Origin of the sequence: Pseudomonas sp. NPDC087615, assembly GCF_044743445.1 — a bacterium.
Classification (GTDB): domain Bacteria; phylum Pseudomonadota; class Gammaproteobacteria; order Pseudomonadales; family Pseudomonadaceae; genus Aquipseudomonas; species Aquipseudomonas baetica_A.
On record NZ_JBIUWM010000006.1, the window covers coordinates 20,258 to 47,098 of the forward strand.

At 60.3% G+C, this 26,841-nt stretch carries 25 protein-coding genes and 1 pseudogene; 16 read left to right on the forward strand and 10 right to left on the reverse strand.

Annotated elements, in window-relative coordinates; genetic code table 11:
* Positions 1–21: 21 nt before the first annotated feature.
* Both ACIOU6_RS04970 and eat read right to left on the reverse strand, forming a co-directional pair.
* Positions 22–189 carry a DUF2897 family protein gene (locus tag ACIOU6_RS04970; protein ID WP_064503201.1) on the reverse strand — a complete coding sequence of 56 codons (168 nt, stop codon included), beginning with the start codon at positions 187–189 and terminating at the stop codon, positions 22–24.
* Positions 190–318: 129 nt separating this feature from the next.
* Positions 319–1,683: an ethanolamine permease gene (eat, locus tag ACIOU6_RS04975; RefSeq protein ID WP_401134331.1), complete on the reverse strand. Its 1,365-nt coding sequence runs from the start codon at positions 1,681–1,683 to the stop codon at positions 319–321.
* A gap of 425 nt (positions 1,684–2,108) precedes the next feature.
* Here eat and kdpF point away from each other — a divergent pair, with 425 nt between their 5' ends.
* The 7 genes from kdpF (at position 2,109) to ACIOU6_RS05010 (ending at position 10,959) form a co-directional block, all read left to right on the forward strand.
* Positions 2,109–2,198: a K(+)-transporting ATPase subunit F gene (gene kdpF, locus ACIOU6_RS04980; protein WP_221729235.1), complete on the forward strand. Its 90-nt coding sequence runs from the start codon at positions 2,109–2,111 to the stop codon at positions 2,196–2,198.
* A gap of 8 nt (positions 2,199–2,206) precedes the next feature.
* Positions 2,207–3,916: a potassium-transporting ATPase subunit KdpA gene (gene kdpA, locus ACIOU6_RS04985; protein ID WP_401134334.1), complete on the forward strand. Its 1,710-nt coding sequence runs from the start codon at positions 2,207–2,209 to the stop codon at positions 3,914–3,916.
* A 10-nt stretch (positions 3,917–3,926) separates the two neighbouring features.
* Positions 3,927–5,984 (forward strand): potassium-transporting ATPase subunit KdpB, encoded by a 2,058-nt coding sequence (gene kdpB, locus ACIOU6_RS04990; protein WP_401134337.1) that lies wholly within the window; start codon positions 3,927–3,929, stop codon positions 5,982–5,984.
* 130 nt (positions 5,985–6,114) lie between these two features.
* Entirely contained in the window at positions 6,115–6,660 is a 546-nt protein-coding gene (gene kdpC / locus ACIOU6_RS04995; RefSeq protein WP_401134340.1) for a potassium-transporting ATPase subunit KdpC, read from the forward strand.
* A gap of 129 nt (positions 6,661–6,789) precedes the next feature.
* Positions 6,790–9,441 carry a DUF4118 domain-containing protein gene (locus ACIOU6_RS05000; RefSeq protein ID WP_401134342.1) on the forward strand — a complete coding sequence of 884 codons (2,652 nt, stop codon included), beginning with the start codon at positions 6,790–6,792 and terminating at the stop codon, positions 9,439–9,441.
* A 48-nt stretch (positions 9,442–9,489) separates the two neighbouring features.
* Positions 9,490–10,206: a response regulator gene (locus tag ACIOU6_RS05005; protein WP_401134345.1), complete on the forward strand. Its 717-nt coding sequence runs from the start codon at positions 9,490–9,492 to the stop codon at positions 10,204–10,206.
* A 162-nt stretch (positions 10,207–10,368) separates the two neighbouring features.
* A complete protein-coding gene (locus tag ACIOU6_RS05010) occupies positions 10,369–10,959 on the forward strand; it encodes an Ig-like domain-containing protein (RefSeq protein WP_401134347.1) in 591 nt (196 codons plus the stop codon).
* Positions 10,960–11,042: 83 nt separating this feature from the next.
* Here the strand turns inward: ACIOU6_RS05010 and ACIOU6_RS05015 are convergent, their stop codons facing one another.
* Positions 11,043–12,080 (reverse strand): patatin-like phospholipase family protein, encoded by a 1,038-nt coding sequence (locus ACIOU6_RS05015; RefSeq protein WP_401134350.1) that lies wholly within the window; start codon positions 12,078–12,080, stop codon positions 11,043–11,045.
* 216 nt (positions 12,081–12,296) lie between these two features.
* On the opposite strand from ACIOU6_RS05015, the gene ACIOU6_RS05020 reads away from it, so the two are divergent.
* The 3 genes from ACIOU6_RS05020 to ACIOU6_RS05030 all read left to right on the forward strand — a co-directional run bounded on the left by ACIOU6_RS05020 (position 12,297) and on the right by ACIOU6_RS05030 (position 14,355).
* Positions 12,297–12,575, forward strand: coding sequence for a hypothetical protein (locus ACIOU6_RS05020; protein WP_221729228.1), 279 nt, complete (start codon positions 12,297–12,299; stop codon positions 12,573–12,575).
* A 79-nt stretch (positions 12,576–12,654) separates the two neighbouring features.
* Entirely contained in the window at positions 12,655–13,419 is a 765-nt protein-coding gene (locus ACIOU6_RS05025) for a CHAD domain-containing protein (RefSeq protein WP_221729227.1), read from the forward strand.
* Positions 13,420–13,560: 141 nt separating this feature from the next.
* On the forward strand, positions 13,561–14,355 hold the full coding sequence (locus tag ACIOU6_RS05030; RefSeq protein WP_401134354.1) for an acyl-CoA thioesterase: 795 nt from the start codon (positions 13,561–13,563) through the stop codon (positions 14,353–14,355).
* Between the two features lie 19 nt (positions 14,356–14,374).
* On the opposite strand, the pseudogene ACIOU6_RS05035 reads toward ACIOU6_RS05030, so the two are convergent.
* The 3 genes and pseudogenes from ACIOU6_RS05035 to ACIOU6_RS05045 form a co-directional block, all read right to left on the reverse strand.
* Positions 14,375–14,605, reverse strand: a pseudogene (locus tag ACIOU6_RS05035) (terminase); the annotation flags it as partial.
* Positions 14,606–14,818: 213 nt separating this feature from the next.
* Positions 14,819–16,300 carry a methyl-accepting chemotaxis protein gene (locus ACIOU6_RS05040; protein WP_401134357.1) on the reverse strand — a complete coding sequence of 494 codons (1,482 nt, stop codon included), beginning with the start codon at positions 16,298–16,300 and terminating at the stop codon, positions 14,819–14,821.
* A gap of 198 nt (positions 16,301–16,498) precedes the next feature.
* Positions 16,499–17,305, reverse strand: coding sequence for a TatD family hydrolase (locus ACIOU6_RS05045; RefSeq protein ID WP_401134360.1), 807 nt, complete (start codon positions 17,303–17,305; stop codon positions 16,499–16,501).
* A 236-nt stretch (positions 17,306–17,541) separates the two neighbouring features.
* Here ACIOU6_RS05045 and ACIOU6_RS05050 point away from each other — a divergent pair, with 236 nt between their 5' ends.
* From ACIOU6_RS05050 to ACIOU6_RS05060, 3 genes are all read left to right on the forward strand, one after another.
* Entirely contained in the window at positions 17,542–18,963 is a 1,422-nt protein-coding gene (locus ACIOU6_RS05050) for a transglycosylase SLT domain-containing protein (RefSeq protein ID WP_401134362.1), read from the forward strand.
* A gap of 108 nt (positions 18,964–19,071) precedes the next feature.
* Positions 19,072–19,506 carry a DoxX family protein gene (locus ACIOU6_RS05055; protein WP_221729222.1) on the forward strand — a complete coding sequence of 145 codons (435 nt, stop codon included), beginning with the start codon at positions 19,072–19,074 and terminating at the stop codon, positions 19,504–19,506.
* 248 nt (positions 19,507–19,754) lie between these two features.
* Positions 19,755–20,063, forward strand: coding sequence for a class I SAM-dependent methyltransferase (locus ACIOU6_RS05060; RefSeq protein ID WP_339431177.1), 309 nt, complete (start codon positions 19,755–19,757; stop codon positions 20,061–20,063).
* A gap of 5 nt (positions 20,064–20,068) precedes the next feature.
* Here the strand turns inward: ACIOU6_RS05060 and greB are convergent, their stop codons facing one another.
* The 3 genes from greB to ACIOU6_RS05075 are packed head-to-tail and all read right to left on the reverse strand — an operon-like array spanning position 20,069 to position 23,788.
* Positions 20,069–20,566: a transcription elongation factor GreB gene (gene greB / locus ACIOU6_RS05065; protein WP_003226818.1), complete on the reverse strand. Its 498-nt coding sequence runs from the start codon at positions 20,564–20,566 to the stop codon at positions 20,069–20,071.
* Between the two features lie 34 nt (positions 20,567–20,600).
* Positions 20,601–23,105: an ABC transporter permease gene (locus ACIOU6_RS05070; RefSeq protein ID WP_401134367.1), complete on the reverse strand. Its 2,505-nt coding sequence runs from the start codon at positions 23,103–23,105 to the stop codon at positions 20,601–20,603.
* Positions 23,105–23,788: an ABC transporter ATP-binding protein gene (locus ACIOU6_RS05075; RefSeq protein WP_221729218.1), complete on the reverse strand. Its 684-nt coding sequence runs from the start codon at positions 23,786–23,788 to the stop codon at positions 23,105–23,107. Before ACIOU6_RS05075 ends, ACIOU6_RS05070 begins: the two co-directional genes overlap by 1 nt.
* Positions 23,789–23,798: 10 nt before the next feature.
* On the opposite strand from ACIOU6_RS05075, the gene ACIOU6_RS05080 reads away from it, so the two are divergent.
* The 3 genes from ACIOU6_RS05080 (at position 23,799) to ACIOU6_RS05090 (ending at position 25,862) form a co-directional block, all read left to right on the forward strand.
* A complete protein-coding gene (locus tag ACIOU6_RS05080) occupies positions 23,799–24,404 on the forward strand; it encodes an arylesterase (RefSeq protein WP_339431181.1) in 606 nt (201 codons plus the stop codon).
* Between the two features lie 57 nt (positions 24,405–24,461).
* Complete coding sequence (locus ACIOU6_RS05085; protein ID WP_007955656.1) at positions 24,462–24,755, forward strand: hypothetical protein; 294 nt, start codon at positions 24,462–24,464, stop codon at positions 24,753–24,755.
* 135 nt (positions 24,756–24,890) lie between these two features.
* Positions 24,891–25,862: a L,D-transpeptidase family protein gene (locus ACIOU6_RS05090; protein WP_221729216.1), complete on the forward strand. Its 972-nt coding sequence runs from the start codon at positions 24,891–24,893 to the stop codon at positions 25,860–25,862.
* 124 nt (positions 25,863–25,986) lie between these two features.
* Here the strand turns inward: ACIOU6_RS05090 and ACIOU6_RS05095 are convergent, their stop codons facing one another.
* Positions 25,987–26,238 (reverse strand): Lpp/OprI family alanine-zipper lipoprotein, encoded by a 252-nt coding sequence (locus ACIOU6_RS05095; RefSeq protein WP_401134371.1) that lies wholly within the window; start codon positions 26,236–26,238, stop codon positions 25,987–25,989.
* Between the last annotated feature and the right edge of the window lie 603 nt (positions 26,239–26,841).

The following is a 26,841-nucleotide window of genomic DNA, read 5'->3' on the forward strand; positions in this document are numbered from 1 at the left end:
GCCAATCAGGCGGGGTTTTTGTCAGCGGTCTTGCGCTTCTTTAGCGTCCGCTTCGGCATTGCGCTCAGCAACACGTTTACGCTCTTCATCGGTCAGTTCGACCTTGTTGGCGGTGTCGCGCAACATCATCAATCCGCCAACGATCGAGCCGATTGCAACAACCAGAATCAACCAGGCATACCAAGGCATAACGGCTCTCCTTAAGGGCAGATCGACAGGCGAGGATTTCGCCGTGCGATGCTGCATACCACATTGGAGCGAAGCGACTTCGCAGTGGTTCCATTCTAGGCCTGTTATGCCCGGTGTACCCGAAGTCCCTTAATGCCCGGTCAACATCGCATCGGCTGGCGCGTTGGCACGCAACTGTCCGGTGAGCAGAAAGTAGCCGAAACCCACCGCCATAAAGCCGAGGAAAATCAGTCCGATCAGCGCGTTGAACCACGCCATGGCCACCAGGCACACCACCGCGAGCACCAGTGCGATCATTGGCACCAGCGGATAGCATGGCGCGCGAAAGGTGCGCTCCAGATTCGGCTCGGATTTACGCAGTTTGAACAGGCTAAGCATGCTCATGATGTACATCACGATGGCGCCGAATACGGCCATGGTGATCATCGCCGCCGTGAGGGTCATGCCGCCGAGGTTGATCAGGCCGTCGCTGTAGATCGCGGCGATGCCAATGATGCCGCCGACAATGATGGCGCGGTGCGGGGTCTGGAAACGCGACAGTTTGGCTAGTGAAGCAGGCAGATAACCGGCGCGGGCAAGGGCGAAGAACTGGCGCGAGTAGCCGAGGATGATCCCGTGGAAAATCGCCACCAGCCCGAACAGGCCGATCCACACCAGCATGTGCAGCCAACCGGAATTGTCGCCGACCACCGCTTTCATCGCTTGCGGCAGCGGGTCGTTGATGTTCGCCAGCGTGCGCCAGTCACCCACGCCACCCGCGAAGAACATCACGCCCATGGCCAATAACACCAGGGTCAGGATGCCGCTGATGTACGCCTTGGGAATCGTGCGTTTCGGGTCCTTGGCTTCTTCGGCAGCCATCGCCGCGCCTTCGATGGCGAGGAAGAACCAGATCGCGAACGGGATGGCAGCGAACATGCCGGCAATCGCGGGCGCACCAAACACATCCGAGCCGGCCCAGCCATTGAGCGCGAAATTACTGAAGCTGAACGCTGGCGCGACCACGCCCATGAACACCAGCAGTTCGGCGACGGCCAGTACGCAGACGATCAGTTCGAAGGTCGCTGCCAGCTTCACGCCGAGAATGTTCAACCCCATAAAGACGATATACGCACCAACCGCCGCGTGTTTCGGATCGAGCGCCGGAAACTGCACATTCAGGTAGGCGCCGATGGCCAAGGCAATTGCCGGCGGCGCGAAGACGAATTCGATCAGCGTCGCCAGCCCGGCGATCAATCCACCTTTTTCGCCGAAGGCACGGCGGCTATAGGCAAACGGTCCGCCCGCGTGGGGAATCGCAGTGGTCAGTTCGGTGAAGCTGAAGATGAAGCAGGTGTACATGGTCGCGACCATGAACGAGGTCACCAGAAAGCCCAGTGTCCCGGCGACGCCCCAGCCATAACTCCAGCCGAAGTATTCGCCGGAAATCACCAGCCCGACGGCAATGCCCCACAGGTGCAGGGTGCCCAGCGTGGGTTTGAGTTGTGTGTTCATGTGTTTGCTCCCTGAACGGTTTGGAAAGCTCGGGGGAGGGTGTGTGCAGTGGGCGTGCCATTGCGCCGGAACATGTCGCAATAGGCTGAAAGCTGTCGTTATCCAAGATGTTCATTACTGATGGGCACATTTTTGTGCGCCAGTTGGGTGCGGTGTCGTTTGTGCTGCCGTCATCGCGGGCAAGCCCGCTCCCACAGGTTTTTGCGTCGTCCGCAGAGTTTGATTCCAGCGCGAAACCTGTGGGAGCCGGGCTTGCCCGCGATGAGGCCTGCCCAGACGCCACAAAACAGCGCTGTAACGAACGCATAAACCCACTCTTTACGCTTTCTTTATGCCCAGCCAACCCCCTCGCTCTCGTTCCTTTACAGCCTCCTTTCCGACAATGCCTGCACACACGGCAATACGCCGTAACACGGAGATCTTCCATGAGCGTTCTGGACGGGGTGTCACTGTTTTTGGCAGTGGGGCTGTTCACTTATCTGTTGGTTGCGCTGTTGCGCGCGGATCGGAACTAGGAGCGGCTATGCACAGTTATGACTATTGGCTGATCCTCGCGTTTTTCGCGGTGGTCTTGCTGCCGGCGCCGTTTCTCGGGCGCTTCTACTACAAAGTGATGGAAGGCCAGCGCACCTGGTTGACGCCGATTCTTGGCCCGGTCGAGCGCGGCTGTTTTCGCGTGGCCGGGGTCAATCCGCAGGATGAACAGAGCTGGCAGAAGTACGCGCTGGCGCTGCTGGCGTTCAACCTGGCCGGTTTCCTTGTGCTGTTCTCGCTCCTGTTGTTCCAGGATCATCTGCCGCTGAACCCGCAGAACCTGCCGGGCATGGAATGGACGCAAGCGTTCAACACCGCGGTCAGTTTCATGACCAATACCAACTGGCAGTCCTACAGCGGCGAAGCGTCTCTGAGCTACCTGAGTCAGATGGTTGGCCTGACCGTGCAGAACTTCGTCAGCGCCGCCACCGGCCTGGCCGTGCTGGTGGCGCTGTGCCGTGGTATCGGTCGCAAGTCGGCGAAAACCCTCGGCAACTTCTGGGTCGACATGACCCGCGCCACCCTCTACGGCCTGCTGCCACTGTGCCTGCTGCTGGCGCTGTTTCTGGTCTGGCAAGGCGTGCCGCAGACTTTCGCGCATTACGTGAATGCGGTGACCCTGCAAGGCGTTGATCAAGTGATCCCGCTCGGCCCGGCCGCCAGCCAGATTGCGATCAAGCAACTGGGCACCAACGGTGGCGGTTTCTTCGGCGTCAACTCGGCGCACCCGTTCGAGAACCCGAGCGCCTGGAGCAACTTGTTCGAGGTGTCTTCGATCATTTTGATTCCGGCAGCGCTGGTCTTTACCTTCGGCCACTACGTCAAAGACCTGCGTCAGAGCCGCGCGATCATCGCCTGCATGCTCGCTCTGTTTCTGATCGGCGGCGCGACTTCGCTGTGGGCCGAGTACCAACCCAATCCTGCGCTGAACAACGTCGCCGTCGAACAGACCGCACCGCTCGAAGGCAAGGAAGCGCGCTTTGGCACCACCGCCACGGTGCTGTGGTCGGTAACCACCACCGCCGCGTCGAACGGTTCGGTCAACGGTATGCATGACAGTCTCAACCCGCTCAGCGGCATGGTTGCGCTGGTCAACATGATGGTCGGCGAAGTGATCTTCGGCGGTGTCGGTGCGGGTCTCTACGGCATGTTGCTCAACGTGCTGATCGCGGTGTTCCTCGCCGGCCTGATGATTGGCCGCACACCGGAATATCTGGGTAAAAAACTCCAGGCGCGCGAAGTGCAGTTGTTGGTGGTCACGTTGCTGGTGATGCCGATTGGCGTGCTGGTGCTCGGTGCGATTGCCGCGAGCCTGCCAGGTCCGGTGGCCGCAGTGACGAACCCCGGGCCACACGGTTTCAGCCAGTTGCTCTACGCCTACACCTCGGCCAGCGCGAACAACGGTTCGGCGTTCGCAGGCTTCGGTGCCAACACCCCGTATCACAACCTGATGCTGGGCTTCGGCATGTTGCTCGGCCGCTTCGGTTACATCCTCCCGGTGCTGGCACTGGCTGGCAGCCTGGCGATGAAGAAGACCGCACCGATTAGCCAGAACAGCTTCCCGACTCATGGCCTGCTGTTCGTGACCCTGTTGACCGTGACCATTTTGCTGGTGGGCGGCCTGACCTTCTTGCCGACCCTCGCATTGGGCCCAATCGCCGAACATTTGAGCATGGCTGCCTTTGGTATAGGGAGCTGAGGAGTCAATGATGAATATGCCCGCAATCAAACCCGTTGCCGTCAAAGCACCGGAACAAGCGAAAACCGCGATCTCGGCCCTGTGGCGCCCGGCGCTGGTGCAAGCCTTTGTCAAGCTCGACCCTCGGCAGTTGGCGCGTTCGCCGGTGATGCTGGTGGTCGAACTGACCGCCATTTTCACCACCGTGCTGTGCTTCATTCCAGACAGTCAGGTGCCGACCTTCGTTGCCGCGCAGATCGCCCTGTGGCTGTGGTTCACCGTGCTGTTCGCCAACTTCGCCGAAGCCTTGGCTGAAGGTCGCGGCAAGGCCCGCGCCGACAGCCTCAAGGCCGGCAGCGAAGGCCTCAGCGCCCGGCGCAAACAGGCCGATGGCAGCTTTCAGGTCGTCCCGGCCACCAGCCTGCGCAAAGGCGATGTGGTGCGCGTCGATGCGGGGGAGATGATCCCCGGCGACGGCGAAGTCATCGAAGGGATCGCCGCAGTCAACGAAGCGGCAATTACCGGTGAATCGGCCCCGGTGATTCGCGAGTCCGGCGGCGACCGCTCAGCCGTCACCGGCAACACTCGATTGGTGTCCGACTGGCTGCTGGTGGAGATCACCGCCAACCCCGGTGAATCGACCCTCGACCGCATGATCGCACTGGTCGAAGGCGCCAAGCGCCAGAAGACGCCGAACGAAGTGGCGTTGGACATCCTGCTGATCGGCCTCACCCTGATCTTCCTGTTGGTGGTGGTGACCCTACAGCCGTTCGCTCACTTCGCCCACGGCAGCCTGCCACTGGTGTTCCTGGTGGCGCTGCTGGTCACATTGATTCCGACCACCATCGGCGGTTTGCTCTCGGCCATCGGTATCGCCGGGATGGATCGTCTGGTGCGGTTGAACGTGATCGCCAAGTCCGGCCGAGCAGTCGAAGCGGCAGGCGATGTGCATGTGCTGCTGCTCGACAAGACCGGCACCATCACCTTCGGCAACCGTCGTTGCAGCGCGGTGTATGCAGCGCCAGGCGTCAGTGCTCGCGATCTGGCCGAAGGCGCACTGTTCGCCTCGTTGGCGGACGAAACCGCCGAAGGCAAGTCCATCGTTGAGTACCTGCGTGGCCTGCATCCGCAGCCTGAGCCGGCCCCGGAAACCCTGACCGCCGTGCCGTTCAGCGCCGAAACCCGCTTGTCCGGTGTCGATTATCAGGGCCGCGTGTATCGCAAAGGTGCGGTCGATTCGCTGCTGAGTTTCCTCGGGCAACAACGCTCCGATCTGGCCCCGGCCCTGTCGCGGGAAATCGACAAGATCGCCCAGAGCGGCGGTACGCCGTTGCTGGTTTGCGTCGACGGCAGGCTGCTTGGCGCGATCCATCTCAAGGACGTGGTCAAGCCGGGCATTCGCGAGCGCTTTGCCGAACTGCGCAAGTTGGGCATTCGCACGGTCATGGTCACCGGTGATAACCCGCTGACCGCTGCGGCCATCGCGGCTGAAGCGGGCGTTGATGACGTGCTTGCCGAAGCCACCCCGGAGAAAAAACTGGCGCGTATTCGTCACGAGCAGAACGACGGTCGTCTGGTCGCGATGTGCGGCGACGGCGCCAACGACGCCCCGGCACTGGCGCAGGCTGACGTGGGAATGGCGATGAACGACGGTACGCAAGCGGCGCGGGAAGCGGCCAACATGGTCGATCTCGACAGCGACCCGACCAAGCTCTTGGACGTGGTGCAGATCGGCAAGGAATTGCTGGTGACACGCGGTGCGCTGACGACCTTTTCCATCGCCAATGACGTGGCCAAGTACTTCGCGATTCTGCCGGCGCTGTTCGCCTCGATTTATCCGCAACTGGGCGTGCTGAACATCATGCACCTGACCAGCCCGCAGAGCGCGATTCTGTCGGCCATTGTGTTTAACGCCTTGATCATTGTGGTGCTGATTCCGCTGGCATTGCGTGGCGTTCGTGTGCAGGCGGCGAGTGCGGCGGCGTTGCTGCGGCGCAATCTGTTGATCTATGGATTGGGCGGGATTGTGGTGCCGTTTGTGGCGATCAAAGCCATCGACATGTTGCTCACGGCGTTGCATCTGGTTTGACGCCATAGCGAGCAGGCTCGCTCATACATTTGAAGTGCGTTCCCCTGTGGGAGCCAGCCTGCTGGCGATGAACTCGACACGGTCCAACTGATTAACGCGGTATCTGCTTTTTGAATTCGAGGATTTTGAAATGTCCACAATGATACGTCCGGCCCTGAGCCTGCTGGTGCTGATGACCCTGGTCACTGGCGTTGCCTATCCACTGGTGGTGACCGGTGTCGCGCACGTTGCGTTCCCCGATCAGGCCAACGGCAGTCTGGTACACGACGCTGAAGGCAAAGTCCGTGGCTCGTCACTGATTGCCCAGGATTTTGTTGGCGATGCCTGGTTTCATCCGCGTCCTTCGGCGGGTGCGTTTGCGACGGTTTCCAGCAGCGCAAGCAACCTGGCCCCGAGCAATCCGGCACTCGCCAGCCGGGTGATCGACGACGCCAACAAGCTGCAAGTTCCAGGGCAAGGCCCGGTGCCGCTGGCGCTGCTGACCACCTCCGGCAGCGGCCTCGATCCGCACTTGCCACCGGCGGCAATTGCCTATCAACTGGCGCGTGTCGCGGCAGCACGCAACCTGCCGGTAGCGACCGTGCAGCAACTGCTCGATGCGCACATCGAACAGCCGCTGGTGGGGTCGCCGGTGGTGAACGTGCTGGAATTGAACATGGCACTGGAAAAACTCTGAACCGGCGGCGCGGCCATTCGCGAGCAGGCTCGCTCCCACAAGTGCAACACTGAACCTGTGGGAGCGGGCTTGCTCGCGAAGAGGCCACAACAGTCACCGCATAACTATCAGGAAGAGAGAGCATCAAGCATGAGTGACTCCGGCCGCGCCGACGCGCTGTTAGCAGATCTGCCCCGCGACGGCCGTGGCCGGCTCAAGGTTTTCCTCGGCGCCGCCCCCGGCGTTGGCAAGACCTACGCCATGCTCCAGGCCGCCCACACCCAACTGCGCCAAGGCGTGAAAGTCATTGCCGGTGTCGTCGAGACCCACGGTCGCGCTGAAACCGAAGCGCTGCTCGGCGGGCTGCCGCAGCAACCGTTGGTGCGCTCGGAATACCGTGGCGTGATGCTCGAAGAAATGGACCTCGATGGCCTGCTTGCGGCCAAACCGAAACTGGTGCTGGTCGATGAACTGGCCCACAGCAACGCCCCTGGCAGCCGTCATACCAAACGCTGGCAAGACATTCAGGAACTGCTCGCCGCCGGCATCGACGTGTTCACCACGGTCAACGTCCAGCACCTGGAAAGCCTCAACGATCAAGTGCGCGGCATCACCGGCGTGCAGGTGCGCGAAACCTTGCCGGACTGGGTACTGCAAGAGGCCTATGAACTGCTGCTGATCGACTTGCCGCCGCGTGAGTTGCTCGAACGTCTGCGCGAAGGCAAGGTCTACGTGCCGGAGCAGGCGCGGGCCGCCATCGATGCATTTTTCACCCAGACCAACCTCACCGCGTTGCGCGAATTGGCCATGCAAACCGCTGCGGCGCAAGTCGATAACGATCTTGCCCAAGGCTATCGCCAACTCGGCCAGGCCGCCCCGGCGGTTCGCGGTCGTTTGCTGGTGGGCGTCGATGGCGATACGCAGGCTGAACGCTTGGTGCGTCACGCCAGTCGGGTCGCGCAACGTCGGCATTTGCCGTGGAGTCTGGTGCACATCGACAACGGCGGTGTGCGCGACGAGCAATCGCGCTTGCGCCTGCAAAGTGCTCAGCAGTTGGCCGAACGCCTGGGCGGTGAGGTGGTGTTGCTGCGTGCCGGTGAGGTGGCGAAAACCCTGATCCAGCATGCCGCCGAGCGGCGTGCGAGTCTGTTGCTGGTTGGCCAGTCCCGCCCGCGTCTGCGTCGTCGCTTGTTTGGTGGAGGACTGGCCGCCCGGTTGTTGCGTCAGGCCCCTGGCCTGGAAATCAACGTCCTCGACAGCGATCAGCAACAGCATCAACCACGCTTGCGATCAGCGCCGACATGGGTCTGGTTCGACTATGCGCTGGCGCTGTTGGCGACGGTGTTGGCCAGTGCCTTGGCGTGGGCGGTGTCGAGTGTGTTGGCGCTGCCGAACATCTCGCTGGTGTTCCTCGCGGCGGTGTTGTTGGTGGCAGTGCGCAGCAGCCTTGGCCCGGCGCTGGCCTGTGCGGCGCTGTCGTTTCTGACCTATGACTTTCTATTCATACCGCCGAATTTCTCTTTCAGTATTCAGCGTGAAGAAGACGTCCTGACGTTGCTGTTCTTCCTGTTGATGGCGGCGCTCACCGGCAACCTCGCGGCGCGTCAGCGTCGACAGTTGCAGGCGTTGCGCGACACTCAGGAAGAGACCAGCGAGCTGCTCGACCTGTCGCGCAAACTGACCGCCGCCACCGATCGCCAAGCGGTGGTTAACGCCGCCGCGCAGCACCTCAATGGCTGGAGCGATTTGCAACTGTGCCTGCTCAATCGCAACGGGCAGGGCGTCTGGAAAGTCGAAACCGGCGCCCCGCTCGAATTGACTGAGTCCGAACGCGCTGCCGCCGATTGGGCCTGGCAGCACGATCAACCGGCCGGCATGGGCACTGGCACCTTGCCGCTCGGGCGCTGGTGGTGGTGGCCGCTTTCCGTCGAGGACGGCCCCTTGGCGTTGCTCGGTGTCTGCGCCAAAGAAGGCCAAACGTTGAGCGGGCAGCGGCGGCGCTTGCTGACGGCGTTGAGTCAACCGCTGGCGCAAGCGTTGGCCCGGGCGCAATTGGCCGACGATCTTGAAGCGGCGCGCTTGCACGGCGAAACCGAACAATTGCGCAGTGCGCTGCTGGCCTCGGTGTCCCACGACCTGCGCACGCCGCTGACGTCCATGCGCGGCAGCATCGACAGCCTGCTGGCACTGGGCGAAGCGATCCCGCTGGAGGATCGCCGCGAACTGCTCGAAGGCACTCGCGATGAAGCCGAACGCCTCGACCGCTACATCCAGAACCTGCTGGACATGACGCGTCTGGGCCATGGTGCGTTGAAACTGGCGCGGGACTGGGTGTCGCCGGCCGACATCGTCGGCAGTTCGCTCAATCGTCTGCGCGCCGTGCTGGCGCCGTTGCAGGTCAGTACCGATGTGCCGTCCGAGTTGCCGCTACTGTTTGTGCATGCCGCGCTGATCGAGCAGGCACTGGTCAATGTGCTGGAAAACGCCGCACGGTTCTCGCCAAGCCACGGTCGCTTGCAACTGAGTGCGGGGGCGAATGACGACGAGATTTTCTTCTCGGTCAGCGATGAAGGGCCGGGTATTCCCGAAGACGAGCGGGCGAAGATTTTCGACATGTTCTACACCGCCGCCCGCGGTGATCGGGGCGGGCAGGGCACCGGTCTGGGGTTGGCGATTTGTCAGGGCATGGTCGGCGCTCATGGCGGGCGCATCAGCGTTGCCGACGGTATCGATGGACGCGGCACCTGCATCACCTTGCACCTGCCGCTGCAGACGCAACCGGGGATGGACAGTGAAGCCTGAATCCGACTGCGCTACTCTCTCGCCAATCCTTTGTGTTGATGTGAATTCATGAGCCAGACCGCGACCATTTTGGTCATCGACGACGAACCGCAGATCCGCAAATTCCTGCGCATCAGCCTGGCTTCCCAAGGCTACAAAGTGCTGGAGGCCGGCACCGGCGCCGAGGGGTTGGCGCAGGCGGCGCTGAACAAACCCGATCTGCTGGTGCTCGACCTCGGCCTGCCGGACATGGACGGCCAGCAAGTGCTGTGCGAGTTTCGTGAGTGGGCGACGACGCCGGTGCTGGTGCTGTCGGTGCGCGCCAGTGAAGGGCAGAAAGTCCAGGCGCTGGATGGTGGCGCCAATGACTACGTGACCAAGCCGTTCGGCATTCAGGAGTTTCTCGCCCGGGTGCGTGCATTGTTGCGTCAGGCGCCAGCGGGAGAGGTGCAGCAGGCCGCGCTGAGTTTCGGCCCGCTGACGGTGGATCTGGCCTACCGGCGCGTATTGCTCGACGGCGTCGAAGTGGCGCTGACCCGCAAGGAATACGCAGTGCTGGCGCAACTGGCGCGGCATCCGGGGCGGGTGATCACCCAGCAGCAATTGCTCAAGGATATCTGGGGGCCGACGCACACCGAGGACAGTCATTATCTGCGGATTGTCGTCGGGCATTTACGCCAGAAACTGGCAGATGATCCGACGCGGCCGCGGTTTATCGTGACGGAGGCGGGAGTGGGTTATCGGTTGCTGGAGCGGGAGGGCTCAATCGCTAGTGAAGGTTGCTGAGTAAAAGCTGAGCGTATTCTCCCCTATGCCATTCATCGGGACTGTCATTTCTATCAGGTGCCAATTGTCCATTGCCGGTTGTAGGTTCTTCTTGTCGAACTCGCCACACTCAAACCGTGTGCGAATCGGTGATGAACTCAACCAGCGTACAGCGGAGCACCTATGGACGGCCTAAAAAAATTTGAAATGGATGAATCTGATGCTTCCATAACAGGATCAGCTCATTCTTTGCAGGCTCATTCTGGTTTGATGCCTCAAGCATCTCCGGATACGATTTTTCAGCGCAAGCCTACCGGCGGCAAAGAACCGTACACCTACAAGGTTGGCGACCCACGCATTGCACATGTTGATGATCAGGGTCTTGTCACCGCACTCAGCGCGGGTCAGGTCAGAGTGACGGCTTCAGATGCGACAGGGCAGGAGAAAAGCTACGTTTTGAGCATTCCTAACGGTTATCGCTATTTCTCTTTTGGCGCGGGGCGATTGAGCAACTTACAAAGCGATGCGAACCGCGAAAGAGTCAGGTTGGCAGATATCAATGAGTTGAGGATTCTTCATCAGCGCTTTGGCTATGCGTGGCCGTTGAACGATGGGCAGTTCTGGTCGACGACGGGATCTGCTGATAAGCCAGAGCCTGCGCCTCCATATCCCATTGAAACGGGGAACAATGTGTACACGAAAAACATGAAAACCGGTGTCGAGCAGACAAATGACACGGGTCATGTTTTTGATTCCCTGGGCAGAAACCTGTAACGGTTTGCTTTCGGTGAGTGAACGCTGTTCAGGGAGCTGGTAACCAGTCCCCTGAACCATGCATTGCAGCTGCGTCGGTGCGCTCATCCCTGCTCGCTGTCATATCGATCCAGCGTATCCCGAGCAATTTCTCTGCCCAGTGCGATCAACTCCGGCGCTTTGTAGAACTCGAAAAACCGGCAAACCCGCTTCGGTACGTTGATCAGGATATCCGGTGGGTACCCGGCGATCTTGTACTGCGCCAGCGAGGTCTGCATCACCTCGAAGCTCTGGTTGATCAAGTCCAGCAATGATGCTGGCCCGACGTTATCGATGATGAACGAGCCGGTCGCGGATTTCGGTGCGCCTTCGCGTTCGGGGGCGGCAGCGGGTTGTTGGGCTTCGGGTTCGACACCTTCGAGCCACGGATTGATGTCCGCCGCTTCGGCCCTCAGGGCTTCCTGTTCCAGGCGCAGTAATTGCTCGGCCTGGGTGCGACGGAACGGCATCTTCGACCCCAGCGAACTGATCAAGCTGTCGAAGCGCGAGCGAAACGCCGGCGGACGCTGGATCACCGGCAATTTGTAATGCCGCTGGTTGGTCGAGTTGAGATTGACCGCGATGATCAGATCACAGTGGCTGGACACCACCGGCACGATCGGCAGCGGATTGAGAATCCCGCCATCCACCAGCATGCGGTTGCCCTGCATCACTGGGGTGAACAGGCTGGGAATCGCCGCTGAGGCGCGCATGGCCTGGTGAAGGCAGCCTTCCTGGAACCAGATTTCCTGTTGATTGGTGAGGTCGGCGGCGACGGCGGTGTAGGGAATGCGCAGGTCTTCGATGTTGATTTCGCCGACGATCTTGCGGATCTGGCCGAAGACTTTCTCGCCACGAATCGCTCCCAGCCGAAAACTCACATCCACGAGCCGCAGCACGTCGAGGTAATCCAGGCTTTCGATCCAGTTGCGATATTCGTCGAGTTTGCCGGCGGCGTAGATCCCGCCGACCACGGCACCCATCGAACACCCGGCAATGCAGGCGATTTCGTAGCCGCGCTTCTCGATTTCTTCAATGACGCCGATATGGGCATAGCCCCGGGCACCACCGGAGCCCAGTACGAGTGCGACACGCTTTTTCATCAAACTTCCTCCGGACAGGGGGCCACAATGCACTCATCGAGCGGGCGGCTCAATCGCCAAGGTCGTTCAGTGCGCCGGGAGCGTCGTTTTTTACGGCGGTGTGCCCCTCTGGCGCTATCCTCTTCATCCGCGCGGTTTCATATGCCGGTAAGGCACTTTTTCGCTGCCTGACCGTCTTAACTGCACGACTGTTGACCTAACGTTGAGGTGTGAGTGATGAAAGCCTGGATCTGTGTTCCGTTGATTGCTTTGGCATTGGCCGGTTGCGCCGGTAAAACCGCTTACCGCGACAGTTGCGGCAGCCAGCTCGACACCGCATGGCATGAGCTGGACTTGGCCAAGGCCGAAGGCTTTGCCGGTACCGTCAGTTACTCCAAAGCCCTGTCGCTGCTGACGGCGGCCAAGACCCAACAACAATTCGAGGGTTTTGAGGGTTGCAGCAAGAAAGCCGAGAAGGCCCGTTTCTACATTCGCGAATCCCGCGCCGGGCGCTAAGCTGCTGACATAGCGCAGGGAGGTGGTTTTGCCATGTCGGCAGGCGCTTCCCCCGAGCCATTTGAATCAGGAGCAAGTGATGTCAGCGTTGGTTGGCCGGTTGGTGGCCCATGTTCTGAGCCTGGAAGTGCGACTGCTGGCCTGTCAGGCGCGGTTGACTGCGCGGACCGATCCCGAGGCGTTACACGATTTGCGCACGACGGTGCGCCGCTTGCGCAGTCTGTTGCGACCCTTGCGTGGCTTGCCGGGTGTCGAGCAACTTGAGGGCGCTGCCTCGGCCGTCGGTCAATTGACCACTCCGTGGCGCGACCGCGAGGTGTTGGCGGCGTACTTGCTCCAGCACGATCAACCCGAAGCCGCGCAACGGCGCATGGCACAGATGGCCGAGGCCTATCCGACGCTGGCGGCGAGCAGCGAGGTGGCTTCGCTGCTGATGATTCTCGACGCGTTCCCGCGTTTTCTGCGTGCGTCCCAGCGTCAGGGGTTGCTCAAGGGGCTGGAAAAGCGCATCGAAAAACGCCTCGGCAAGCAATGGGAAAAACTCGATGAGGCGCTGCACGATCCGGCCCACGACCGTCATCGCTTGCGCTTGCTGATCAAGCGTGTGCGCTATGGCATCGAAGCCTACCCTGAACTGGACCGTTTGCCGCAAGCGGCGCTGGCGCGATTGAAGTCGGCGCAAGGCGCCTTGGGCGATTGGCACGATTGCTGGCAGTGGCTGGCAAAAGCCGAACAGGAAGCGGATCTGCAGCCCTGCGTCGCGACGTGGCGGGCGACCATGATCAAAGCCGAAAGCAAGGCCGATCGCGTACTCGAAAAACTCAGTTCAACCTGCTTCAAATAATCCTCAGTCCTAAATACATCCACTTTGGGAGTGGGCTTCATCATGTCCGAGATGTCAGTCTATTTGACCGGAATAGACGCTGCGGCGCTCTGCCTGGCTGGTTAAGATCCCTGCATTCACTTTTCGTTTTCTGAGGTTGCCATGCGCTTTTGCGATTTGCTCGAAGCGGTCCGCCGCGAACCGGAACTGACCATCCCAGCCGAATGGGCGCAGGGCCGCGCCAGTTTCGGTGGTCTGGTTGCCGCGCTGCAATACGAAGCCATGCGCGCAAAGGTGCCTGCCGATCGCCCGGTGCGTTCGTTGGCGATCACGTTTGTTGGTCCGGTCGAGCCCGAAGTACCGGTGACTTTTCAAGTCGATGTGCTGCGCGAAGGTAAAGCCGTCAGCCAGGTGTTGGGCCGGGCCATGCAGAACGGTCAGGTGGTGACGCTGGTGCAAGGCAGCTTCGGCGCCTCGCGAGCATCGCAAGTGGCCGTGCCAGCCCTTCCTGCCCCAGAGATGAAGCCTTTGGACGACTGCCAGGAACTGCCGTACATCAAAGGTGTGACCCCTGAGTTCATGCGCCATCTGGCGATGCGCTGGAGTGTGGGTGGCCTGCCATTCACGGGCAATCCATCGCGAGACATGGGCGGTTGGGTGCGTTTGCGTGGCGATGTGAAGGACGAACCTGTCACTGAATCGCACATTCTGGCGCTGGTGGACGCGTGGCCGCCGTCATTGTTACCGCACCTGAAGACAGTGGCGGCGGGCAGTACGCTGACCTGGACCGTCGAATTCGTGCAGCCGTTGCGCGATGTGAACACGCTGGACTGGTGCAAATATCGGGTGGAAACCGAGTACGCCGCCGACGGTTACGGGCATGCCGCCGCCAAGCTCTGGAGTGCTGAAGGGGAACTGATCGCGATGAGCCGCCAGACCGTCACGATTTTTGCCTGAAGCCCGCAACGCGGGCTTACGCCTCCAGGCTGTGGTTACGGCGCTGCAAACCCAGTGCCGCAACGACACCAACCACGCCAATGGCCACGCTGGCCAAGCTCAGGCTGAACACCCCGGACACGATCAAAAGAAACGCAACGATAAACAAAGGTACGGCAATCAGTTGCAGCGCCTGGTGGGTCGACTGCTGCTGATTGGTCGGGTACGCGCGCCATTGCCACGCGGGAAGGTTGGGATGACGTTTGCCCATGTTTACTACTCCTCGATCCATGTTGAACACATGGGTTGAAGCATAGGCCTGAGTGGGAAGGGCGGCGAATCAAGGTTGGCTATGGACACGATAGGGACGACGCTGGGATGCGATGTTGGTTGATCTGACGCCTTCGCGAGCAAACCCGCTCCCGCAGGGAACTGTGTCGTTCACAAGTTCAATGTGGAAGCGAGCTTGCTCGCGAAGAAGCCCTCAGAGTTTCAACTGCCCAATCGCCTTGCTCAGCTCTCCAGCCAATTTCGCCAACTCATTACTGGTCGTCGCTGAATCCACGGTCTGCTGCACGGTGTTTTCGGTCACATCACGGATGCTGACCACTGCGCGATTCATGTCCTCGGCCACTTGGCTCTGTTGCTCCGCCGCCACGGCGATCTGCGTATTGCTTTCACGCATCTGCGCCACTGCGCCGGTGATATGCGCCAGTGCTTCGCCAGCCTCCTGCGCTTGCTGCACACAGTCGTCGGCCTTGTACGAACTCTCCTGCATGAAATCCACCGCATCGCGCGTGCCGGCCTGCAAAGCGCAAACCATGCTGGTGATCTCGTCGGTCGAGGTCTGCACCCGTTTGGCGAGGTTGCGAACTTCATCGGCGACCACGGCAAAACCACGGCCCATTTCGCCGGCCCGGGCGGCCTCAATGGCGGCATTGAGCGCCAGCAGATTGGTTTGCTCGGCGATGCTGTGAATCACGCTGACCACGCCGTTGATCTTTTGACTGTCCTCGGCCAGGCGCTGGATCATCTCGGCGGTCTGTTGTACACCGCTGGACAGACCGGCAATCGAATGCTGCACCCGCGCAACCACTTGCTGACCACTACCAGCCAGGCCGTCGGCGGTCTGCGACAGATCGCGAGTGGCGCCTGCGTGCTGGGCGATGTGATAAACCGTGGCAGTCATCTCGTTGATCGCGGTGGCAGCCTGATCGGTTTCGCTTTGCTGGCCGAGCATGCCGTGGCGCACTTCGTTCATGCTCGACGCCAGACGCGCAGCGCCGACATCCAGTTGCTGCGCAGTGTTGGCAACGGTGGTGACGACGCGCTGATAACCGGCCTGCATCGCGTTGAACGCGTTGGCCATCTGCCCGACCTCATCCTTTCCGGCCAGCGGTACACGGGCTGAAAGATCGCCGCTTTTCTCGACGTGCAACATCACGTCTTTCAACGTGTTGAGCTGGCTGAGCAGGAAGCGGATCAGCAACTGCGAAGCGCCGAGCATCGCCAGCATCAGGATGAACACCGCCACGGCATAGTTGGCGAAGCGCTCGCCGAACACTTGCGTCAGGCTTGGGCCGTAGGCGATGACTGCTATTTGCTGGCCGTCGGCACGGCTGAACACTTCGGCGCCCATCAACGGGTTGTCGCCGAACAGTGGCAGGTGGTTGATCTCGTTCCAGCCGTTGTTGTCGGTGATCTCCAGCAGTGGTTGGTCATTGAGACGTGGGGCTTCGCCGCGTTTAAACGTCAGCACCTGATCAGTCTTGGGCAGCGCCTGCCCGGCCGGCCAGGCCTTGAGCAGTTGCGCCTGGGCTTGCGCCGACGCTTGCGACGCGTGACTGCGGGCCTGCTGTTCGAGTTGCACGGCGTACAACACCAGCAGCAGGGTGGTGACAAAGGCGACCGCGTTGACCGCCCAGAATTTGTATTTCAGCGAGATATTGCTAAGCCAGGCACCCATGGAGGTTTTCTCTGATAGCGGAAACAGCATTGGCAAGGTGCCAGCATTGTGCCGCTATGCAGCTCTGCAGATCTTGATGTGCGTCAACAGCCGATGCTGTCCGGCTGTACTCGCAAAAGCGTTGTGTCAGTCGCTATTTATTTATCTGACTCAGCGCTTTCGCGAGCAAGCCCGCTCCCACAATGGTTGTTATGTGTGTCAGGGGAGGGAGGGGAGGTTGAAGAATGCCCGGGCACAAGCGGTCGAGTGCGCGGCGAGATCTTCCTCGGTTTCACTCCGATGCAACGCCACTTCGCGCAGCACTTCGCTCAGGTACGCTGGTTCATTGCGGCCATTCTTCGGTTTCGGGCGCAGGGTGCGCGGTAGCAAGTAAGGCGCATCGCTTTCCAGCATCAGCCGGCCGCGCTTGATCTCTTTGACTAATGGATGCAAGTGCGTGCCCCGGCGCTCGTCGCAAATCCAGCCCGTGATGCCGATATGCAGATCCAGATCGAGGTAGCTGTACAACGCCTTTTGCTCGCCGGTAAAGCAATGCACCACGGCCGCAGGTAGTTGATCGCGGAAGTCTTTGAGTATCTCCAGCAGGCGCACACTGGCGTCGCGTTCATGCAGGAATACCGGCAATTGCAGCTCAACGGCCATTGCCAGATGTTCTTCGAGGACTTTTTCCTGTTGGGTGCGCGGTGAGAAATCGCGGTTGAAATCCAGCCCGCATTCGCCCACGGCGACCACGTTGTCTTCTTTGAGCAGGCTGCGCAGGCGCCGGGCGCTGTCGGCATTCCAGTCACTGGCTGAGTGGGGGTGAATCCCGGCGGTGGCGAACAGCCGTTGCCCACTGTCATCCAGTTGCTGGCACAGTTCCAGTGCCTGTTCGCTCCCCTCCACACTGGTGCCGGTCAGCACCAGTTGGCAGACCCCGGCGGTGTAGGCGCGGTCGAGTACGGCCTGGTGTTTGTCGGCGAAACTTGGGTTGGTCAGGTTGACGCCGATATCGATGAGTTGCATGGTTGCTACCTCGGGCCGAAGGCCGGAAAGCATACCAGAGCTGTAGATTCATCATAAAAGCCAAGAACTACAACGGCTTATGACTGTCTGTTGAGGCCACTAGACGGCTAGTGTTGGTATGGTGGCCACTACTGTGCCACTCTCTCGCACTTTGCCTGCGCTCCAGGCGCTCTGTTTTCGTCGGTGATTTTGACCTCTCAGCGGTGAAATCGCCCCGTATTCTTTTCGGAGAGTGGATGATTCGTCCCTCGGTTTTGCTGCTGTTGTGTGGATCGCTACTGCTGCCGATGACGGCGGTAGCGCGCCTGCCCGGGCCGCTGCAAGCCGTGCCGGCCGCCAAGGTGCGGGACTTGTCCGAGATTCGCAGCAGTCGCGTGCTGCGGGTGCTGGTCAACCAGAGCCGTAACAGCTCCGGCGAAGTCCAGGGTCAGGCCATCGGCATCGAATACCATCGCCTGCGCGCCTTCGAGCAATACCTCAACGGCCATGCGCGTGACGGCCAGGAAATCACCCTCAAGATCATTCCTAAAGCCAAGGATCAACTGCTCGGTGCCTTGCAGCGCGGTGAGGGTGATCTAGTTGCGCCCGGTGAATTGCTTGATTTGCAACCTGGCCGTGCGGTCGCCAGCAGTGAGCCGATAGCCAGCAACGTGCCGCTGGTGCTGGTCGGCATCAAGGGCGAGCGGCGCTACACAAAGCTTGAGCAACTCGCCGGCAAAACCCTCGCCCTGCCCACCGGCAGCGCGGCGGGGGAAGCGGTCAGCCAACTCAATCAGAAACTGGCGCTGCATAAGCTGGCACCGATCAAGATTGAATGGGTCGATCCGACACTGGCGGTCGAGGATGTACTGGAAATGGTCCAGGGCGGCATCTTTCACCTGACCATCGTCGAGCAACCGATTGCCGAGCGCTGGGGCAAGATCCTGCCCAGGCTGCGCGTTGATCGGCAACTGAGGGTCGGCGATCCTGGCGAGGAATACTGGTTCGTACGCCGGGATGCATCCATGCTGCGGGCGAGCATTGATCGCTTCCTCAGCGGTTACAAGAAACCGTCGAACGAAGACGTAGCGTTTCTGCGCATCTATCGCCGTCTGTATAGAGTCCACTATCCATTGGCCAAGGCTGACCGTCAGCGTCTGGAGAAATTGCGCCCCGTGCTGCAAAAGCATGCTGCGGCGCAAAACATGGACTGGCTGAACCTGGCAGCGTTGGCATTCAAAGAGTCGCGCCTGCAGCCCAATGCCCGCAGCGGCAGTGGCCCGACCGGGCTGATGCAGATCACCCCGTCCGCAGCGCGACGGGTCGGTGTGAACAATATTCAGAATCTCGATGCGAATGTGCAGGCCGGGGCCAAATACCTGGCGATGATCCGCCGCAAGTTCTTCGCCAGCCCCAAGCTCAATGAGCGCGAGCGCATGGCGTTCACGCTGGCGGCTTACAACATCGGGCCGGAGCGGGTCCAGGGTATGCGTGCCGAGGCCCGGCGGCGGGGGCTAAATCCTGATCAGTGGTTCTTTCAGGTCGAGCGCATTGCCATGGAGCAGGTAGGAATGGGGCCGGTCAGCTATGTTAATAGCGTGAACAAGTATTACTTGGCGTTCGACCGGGAGCGGGAATCGTTGGAGCCCGGTGGGCAGAAAGTTGTCTCACGCAAATAATCTAATAAATCGATTGTTATGGCGAAATATTTGCGCTTTTAACATAGAATTTACTGATTAATATAGCGGCCAATCCACACACACTTCTCGCAAAACAAGGAATGCCCCATGAGCTCTCTGATCAACAAGGTTCTGTTCACCCGCGCAGGCTACGGCTTGACCCTACTGCGCATCGCTGTCGGCGTGATCTTCGCCGCCCACGGCTCGCAGAAACTCTTCGGTCTGTTCGGCGGTTACGGTCTGGCTGGCACTGCGCAGTACATGGAAAGCCTCGGTCTGACGCCTGGGTATGTGATGGCCACGCTGGCCGGCGGTACCGAGTTCTTCGCCGGCCTGGCCTTGATCATCGGCCTGCTGGTTCGTCCGGCGGCGCTGGGCCTGACGTTCCTGTCGCTGGTTGCGATCTTCACCGTGCACATCAGCAACGGTCTGTTCATGGCCAACAATGGTTACGAGTTCGCGCTGGCGTTGCTCGGTGGCAGCCTTGCCGTTCTGATCGAAGGTGCTGGCAAGCTCTCGGTGGATCGCGCCATCGCCGGTTGAGCGCTCTGACTCACGCCTAAGGCTCGCATTGTGCGAGCCTTTTTTGTTGCGGCTGATTCTTGACACTGATCGGTCACGTTCTCTAGGATGCTGCTCATGCGCCGATTTAAACAGCTACTTGCGGGGCGCCAGGTGACTACAACAGTTGCCGTCAGAAGCCGGAACAGGGCTTCGAAATACCGCTAAAGCGCTGGTTCGGTGTTGCCTCTCACCTGCCACGCAGACTTTTGAGGCAGAGACACGACACGATGAATGCACTACGCCCTCCAGCACGTCCCGCGCCGATCACGGCACATATCACCCAACGCAATCCAAAAATCCTGCTTGGTGGCAAACATCAGCCGACGCTGTTGCGTTATCTCGATGGCTGGCCACGTCGCAGCGGCGGCCCCGCCGCGTTTCTGATCCAGTTTGTCGAGGACGGCGAGTCGCTGGCACGGTTTGCCACTGACAGTTTTGATCTGGCCGTGATTCAGGCGCCGAGCCAGGAAGACGTGCCGCACATGATCACGCAACTGGTCCGCGTCGCACGGCAAGGCTTGATTACCCGTCGCTAGGGTTTTCAGGGGTAGTCGATTGCCACGATGTACACGAACTGTTCGCCAGTCGGCGTCTGTACCCGCACTTCTGCGTCGAGCGCCTTGCCGATCAGGGCGCGGGCCAGCGGCGAGTCGATGCTGATCAGGCCCAGTTTCAAATCCAGTTCATCCGGGCCGACGATGCGGTAGCGTGATTGCTTGCCGTCCTCGTCTTCGATGGTTACCCAAGCGCCGAAGTAGACCTTGTTCGGGTCGCTGGGCTTTTCGCTGACAACCTTCAACGCTTCCAGCCGTTTGGTGAGAAAGCGCACACGGCTGTCGATCTCGCGCAGCATCTTTTTGCCGTAGGTGTATTCAGCGTTCTCCGAGCGATCACCCTGAGCCGCCGCCTCGCTGACCGACTGCGTGACCTGTGGACGGCGCACATGCCACAGTTCATGGAATTCAGCGCGCATCCGCGCTTCACCTTCGGGTGTGATCAGCGCGGTGCCGGCGGTACGGGGAGGGCGATAACGGCTCATGGCAGCTTCTTGTGAGTTAGACGGCTGGAGTCTATCAACCCTCGCGCAACACTGTCAGCGGACTTGCGTTGAGTGCCCGACGTGTACCGAATACGCCCGCGCCCCCGATCAGCGCCGCGCCAATCAGCGGCAGCACCAGCAGCCATGGGTGCGGATGCCACGGCAGATCGAAGGCGTAGCGATACAGCACCAGGCTCACCGCTTCCGAACCAATGGCCGCGAGCAGTCCGCTGACCGCGCCGAGCAAACCGAACTCAATGCGACGTGCCTTGATCAGCAACTGCCGCTCCGCGCCCAGTGCTCGCAGCAATGCACCTTGGCGAATACGCTCATCCAGCGTTGCCTGCAACCCGGAAAACAGCACCGCCATTCCCGCAGCTAACACAAACAACAACACGTACTCCACAGCCAGTGTGACCTGAGCAAGGATGCTGCGCAGTTGTTCGAGCAGGGCTTCGACCTGAAGAATGGTCACAGCCGGGAAGGCCCGCGACAGATCGACGATCTGCTGGTCGTGTCCAGGCGCCAGATAGAAGCTGGTCAGGTAGGTCGCCGGCAGATCCTTCAATGTGCCGGGCTGGAAGATCATGAAGAAGTTCGGCTGGAAATTGTCCCAGTTGATCTCGCGCAGGCTGGTGACCTTAGCTTCTCGATTGACCCCGCCAACGCTGAACACCATGTGATCGCCGAGTTTGAGCTTGAGGCTCTCGGCGACTTTGCCTTCCACCGACACCCCGGGAACATCGTCAGTGGGCTGTTCAGTCCACCACGACCCGGCGGTGAGCTTATTGCCGGGCGGCAAGTCGGCGGCCCAGGTCAGGCTCAAGTCGCGTTGAATGGCACGGTCGCCAGCAGAGTCCTTGCTGACGATCTGCTGCACCGCTTCGCCATTGATGCTGATCAGGCGCCCTGGCACCACCGGATACAGTGGCGCCGCTTGCGCTGATACGTTGATCAGGTGATCGGTAAAGGCCTGTTTGTTCGCCGGCAAAATGTTCAGGGCAAAATAGTTGGGCGCATTTTTCGGCAGTTGATTTTGCCAAGTATCGAGCAGTTCACCACGCAGCAGGGCGATCAAGGCCATGGACAGCAGGATCAGCCCGAATGCCAGCGATTGGCCGGCTGCTGCGAGCGGATGACGCAGCAATTGACCCAGGCCCAGACGCCACGGCAAAGAAGCGCGGGCGAGCATGCGCCTCAGGCTTTTGAGCAACAACAAAAGCAAGCCACCCAACACCAATGCGGCGACCACGCCACCGCCGAGCAAGGCAAACGTCAGCAACAGATCAAGGCTCAGGCGCCACATGATCAGGCCCAGCGCGCCGAGCGCCGCGCCATAGACCATCCAGGTGCTCGACGGGATCGGGAGCATGTCGCGGCGCAAGACTCGCAGTGGCGGCACTCGTCCCAACGCCGCCAGTGGCGGCAGAGCGAACCCGGCCAGTGCCACCAGCCCGGTCGCGATCCCGGCAAGGGCCGGAAACAGGCCACCTGGCGGAACATCACTCGGCAGCAGATCATGCAACAGCGCGAACAAGCCCAGTTGCGCCAGCCAACCGAGTAACGCACCACTGAGGGCGGCGAACAGCCCAAGTGCCGTCAGTTGAATACTGAACAGCAGCATGGTTTCCCGTCGCGACAAGCCGAGGCAGCGCAGCAATGCACTGGCATCGAAACGACGACTGGCAAAACGGTTCGCCGACAACGCCACCGCCACGCCAGCCAGCAGCACCGCAACCAGACTGGCCATGTTCAGATAGCGCTCGGCCTTGCCCAGCGCGCCGCCAATCTGCCGATTGCCATCGCGGGCATCTTGAATTCGCTGATTCGCCGCCAGCCCTGGCTTGATCAGTTGTCGATAGGTTTCCAGTGCTTGCGGTTCGCCGCGCCACAGTTCGCGATAGCTCACTCGGCTACCGGGCTGCACCACGCCGGTCGCGGCGAGATCGTCGAGGTTGATCAGCACGCGTGGCGTCAGGCTATAAAAGTTACCGGCTCTGTCCGGTTCGTAAGTCAGTACCCGTGTGAGCTTCAGGGGTTTCATGCCGACGTCGATGCTGTCGCCGATCTTCAGGTCCAGCGCGGTCAGCAGGCGTGACTCGACCCAGGCCTCGCCGGGCTGTGGTTCGCCGCCGGGCTCTTGCGTGGCGAAGGGCGCCGGGGCGCTTTTCAGTTCGCCGCGCAATGGATAGGCGCGGTCGACCGCTTTGATGCTCGACAACTGAATGCCGTTGTCAGTCGCGATGACACTGGAAAATTCCACGACCTGCGCGTGATCAAGGCGTAATTCGGTGCCGGTCCTGATTTGTTCCAGGCGGGCCGGTGAGCTGCCTTCCAGTACCAGGTCGGCGCCGAGAAACTCGGTAGCGCGCAGCATCATGGCGCCATTGAGGCGGGCGCCGAAATAGCCGATGGCGGTACTTGCCGCTACGGCAACCACCAAGGCGAAGAACAACACCCGCAGTTCCCCGGCGCGGGCATCGCGCATGAGTTGACGGATGGCGAGACTGAACAGTCGCAGCAGCGGCAGGCGTGCCATCAAGGCTCCAGAGGGGCGACCAACAGCCCGGCTTCAAGTCGGATCAGGCGCCGGCAGCGATGGGCCAGGCGTTCGTCGTGGGTCACCAGCACCAGTGTGGTGCCGCGCTCCTTGTTCAATTCGAACAGCAAATCGCTGATGCGCTCGCCCGTGTGGCTGTCGAGGTTGCCGGTGGGTTCGTCGGCGAACAGCACGTCAGGCTCGGCGGCAAAGGCTCGGGCAATCGCCACGCGCTGTTGTTCGCCGCCGGAGAGTTGGCGCGGCGAGTGAGTCAGACGCTCACCGAGGCCGACCCGTTGCAGCAGTTCAGTGGCGCGCTCGCGGGCGTCTTTACGGCCATCAAGTTCGAGCGGCAGCATGACGTTTTCCAGCGCGTTGAGACTGTCGAGCAATTGAAACGATTGAAAGACGAAACCCACATGTTCGGCACGCACCCGTGCGCGCTGGTCTTCGTCGAGATTACTCAGACACTGGCCGGCGAGGGTGACCTCACCGCTGCTCGGTAAATCGAGACCGGCAAGCAGGCCGAGGAGGGTGGATTTGCCGGAACCGGACGCGCCGACGATGGCCAGGCTGTCGCCCTTGTTCAGTTCCAGGCTGAGTTCGTGCAGGATAGTCAGTTCACCTTCCGCGCTGGGAACCACTTTGCTGAGGTTCTTCGCGGTGAGAATGCTTGCGCCCATGGAGAATCCGATGCGTGTGTGGTTTTTGAGTGCTGGCCTGGCCTTGATGTGCATGGCCCAGAACGCAGCGGCGGGTACTGTCCTGATCGTTGGGGATAGTATCAGCGCCGGTTTCGGGCTGGATACCCGCTTGGGATGGGTGTCGTTGCTAGAACAACGGCTCAAACAGGAGGGTTTCGACGATAAAGTGGTGAATGCCTCCATCAGTGGTGACACCAGTGCCGGAGGCCAGGCGCGGCTGCCCGCGCTGCTTGCAGAGCATAAGCCCGACCTGGTGATCCTCGAACTGGGTGGCAATGACGGCTTGCGCGGAATGCCGCCAATTCAATTGCAACAAAATCTTGCCTCGATGATCGACAGCTCCCGCCAGAGCGGTGCCAAGGTGCTGTTGCTTGGCATGCAACTGCCGCCCAACTATGGCAAGCGTTACACCGATGCTTTTGCCCAGGTGTACGGCAAACTCGCCGACGCAAAAAAGATCCCGCTGGTACCGTTTTTCCTCGACGGCGTGGGCGGTCATCCAGACTTGATGCAGGCTGATGGTTTGCACCCGGCAGTCGGGGCTCAGGGCAAGTTGCTGGAAAATGTCTGGCCTACGCTAAAACCGTTGTTATGAGGCTTTTCTAGCGGCAGGCTTTCGGCTAATGTGGCGCCCCCTTATTCGGAGCCCCCAATGCCACGTTCTGCCTGGTCCCTTTTTGCCTACCAACTGATCGAGCCTGACGAACAGCTGGATCTGTTCGCCTGCCAGGAAGTGCGGGTGCATCTGGTGACCCGTCAACTGGAACTCGGTGGCTCTGCGGATCGGACCCTGTGTGGCAGCCTCCTACCGGCGCAGCCGCGCTGGTCGAGCGTGGATCGTCGGGTGTTTCAGGATCAGCGCCTGTGCTCGCTGTGCCGGGCGATTCTGGAGTCGCAGAAGCGCGGCACCTCGCCGATCTGGCCTGAGTTGCGCTTCGAACTCTAAGATCTTGAGTCAATAAGTTGACCGCGGCGTGGTAGCCAGCCACCTCGCCGCAGGTCTTGTGGCTCCCCGAATTCCCGAGGTGCGGTGTACAATCGCGCTCTTATACCCTTGTTGATCATGCGAAGGATGTTCCGGATGTTGCCGCGCTTTCCTGCCGTCACCCGCTGCCTGTCTCTTGCCGCCCTGTGTGTGGCCGGTCCCGTTGCTGCATTGGAGTTTCCCCTGCCACCGCCTGGTGAAGACATCATTGGTCAGGTGCAGGTGATCAAAGCCAAGTACGAAGACACCTTCGCTGATCTGGGCACCGCCTACGATCTGGGCTATTCGGAAATGCTCGCGGCCAACCCGGGCGTCGATGCCTGGTTGCCCGGCGCCGGCACCGAGATCGTTCTGCCTACCCGTTTCATTCTGCCGCCGGGTCCGCGTGAAGGCATTGTCATCAACCTGGCCGAATACCGTCTCTACTATTACCCGAAAGGCCGGAACGTGGTGTACACGTTCCCGCTGGGGATCGGTCGTGAGGGCTGGGGTTCGCCAATCGCGCACACATCGATCATTGCCAAGACGCCGAACCCGACCTGGACACCTCCAGCCTCGATCAAGGCTGAACATGCTGCTGATGGTGATCCGCTGCCAAACGTGGTGCCGGCCGGTCCGGACAACCCGCTGGGGCCTTTCAAATTCACCCTCGGCACGCCGGGCTATCTGATCCACGGATCGAACAAGAAATTCGGCATTGGCATGCGTACCAGTCACGGCTGTTTCCGCATGTTCAACAATAACGTGCTCGAGATGGCCAGCATGGTGCCGGTCGGTACCTCGGTGCGTATCCTCAATGAGGCGTACAAGTTCGGGAGCAGTGGCGGCAAGGTTTACCTGGAGGCGCACACACCGATCGACGACAAGGGCGATCCGTCGGTGGTCGACAAGCACACAGCGGTGATCAACGCGATGCTCAAGCGTGATGACATCACTAATAACCTGCGCGTGAACTGGGATGTGGTGCGTGATGTGGTGGCGGCCGAGGATGGTCTGCCAACCGAAATCGGTACGCCAAACACGTCGGCGCCGATTGTTTCGAACACGCCGATCGACCTGCTGCAGTAAGGTCGGATTCGAACCCGTCGATGCTTGAGGCATCGACGGGTTTTTTATGGCCAGGACAAAAGTACCGACAATAAAAAAGCCGACCCAAAAAATGGGTCGGCTTGATAATAATCCCGAGGGACTATTACTTGCGGCTAGCTTTGTCGAGCATGCGCAGAGCGCGCTCGTTAGCTTCGTCAGCAGTCTGTTGTGCTTTTTGAGCAGCAGCCAGAGCTTCATCAGCTTTACGGTAAGCTTCGTCTGCACGAGACTGGGAGCGAGCAGCTGCGTCTTCAGTAGCGGTCAGACGTGCTTCGGTTTCTTTCGATACGCTGCTGCAACCGGTAGCCAGAACTGCGGCCAGAGCCAGAGCAGAGAATTTCAGAACGTTGTTCATCGTGTTCCCCTTCAAGGACTTTCAATTAAGTGGCTGTCTCCTCGGATTGAGGAAATAGCCGGCGTACATACTACCCATTACTTGTAGTAAGTAAACTGACGTAGCGCAAGAAGCAAAAAAAATTGTAGGCGCTGATTCTTTTTCGAGCAACTTTTAACTGCCCTGTATAAAAAACATCCAGCTACAAGCCCCGCGCTGAGCGAGTCAATGAGAAAAAGTTCCCGTTGCCATGTGCTGTTTTTGCAGAGTTGTCTAAAGTCTGTCTAGATGAATCCGTCCATACTTTTGTTCCGATTTTGCGCGCTGCTTCGCTTATCTTTGTCCATGTTGAGGTGACTTTATAAAAGGCGGCACGTCTTAAGTCTCAACATCCGGCAATGTTCAGGTGAGCGGCCCGGGAGATATCTTCTCCAGTCCATCCCTGCGTCCATCGGAGCTCCCCCCGTCAAGTCGCGTGATGACGAGCGTACCTTGAGCATTTTTGCCAATGGTGCCTACTATTTAGCAGGTGCTCGGTTGCGTGGGATCGGTGTGGCTCTTCTCGTTGTCCATCAGGCACGGGGTGGCGTAGATGTTCCTTCGCCGGAAAAACATCGGTAAGGT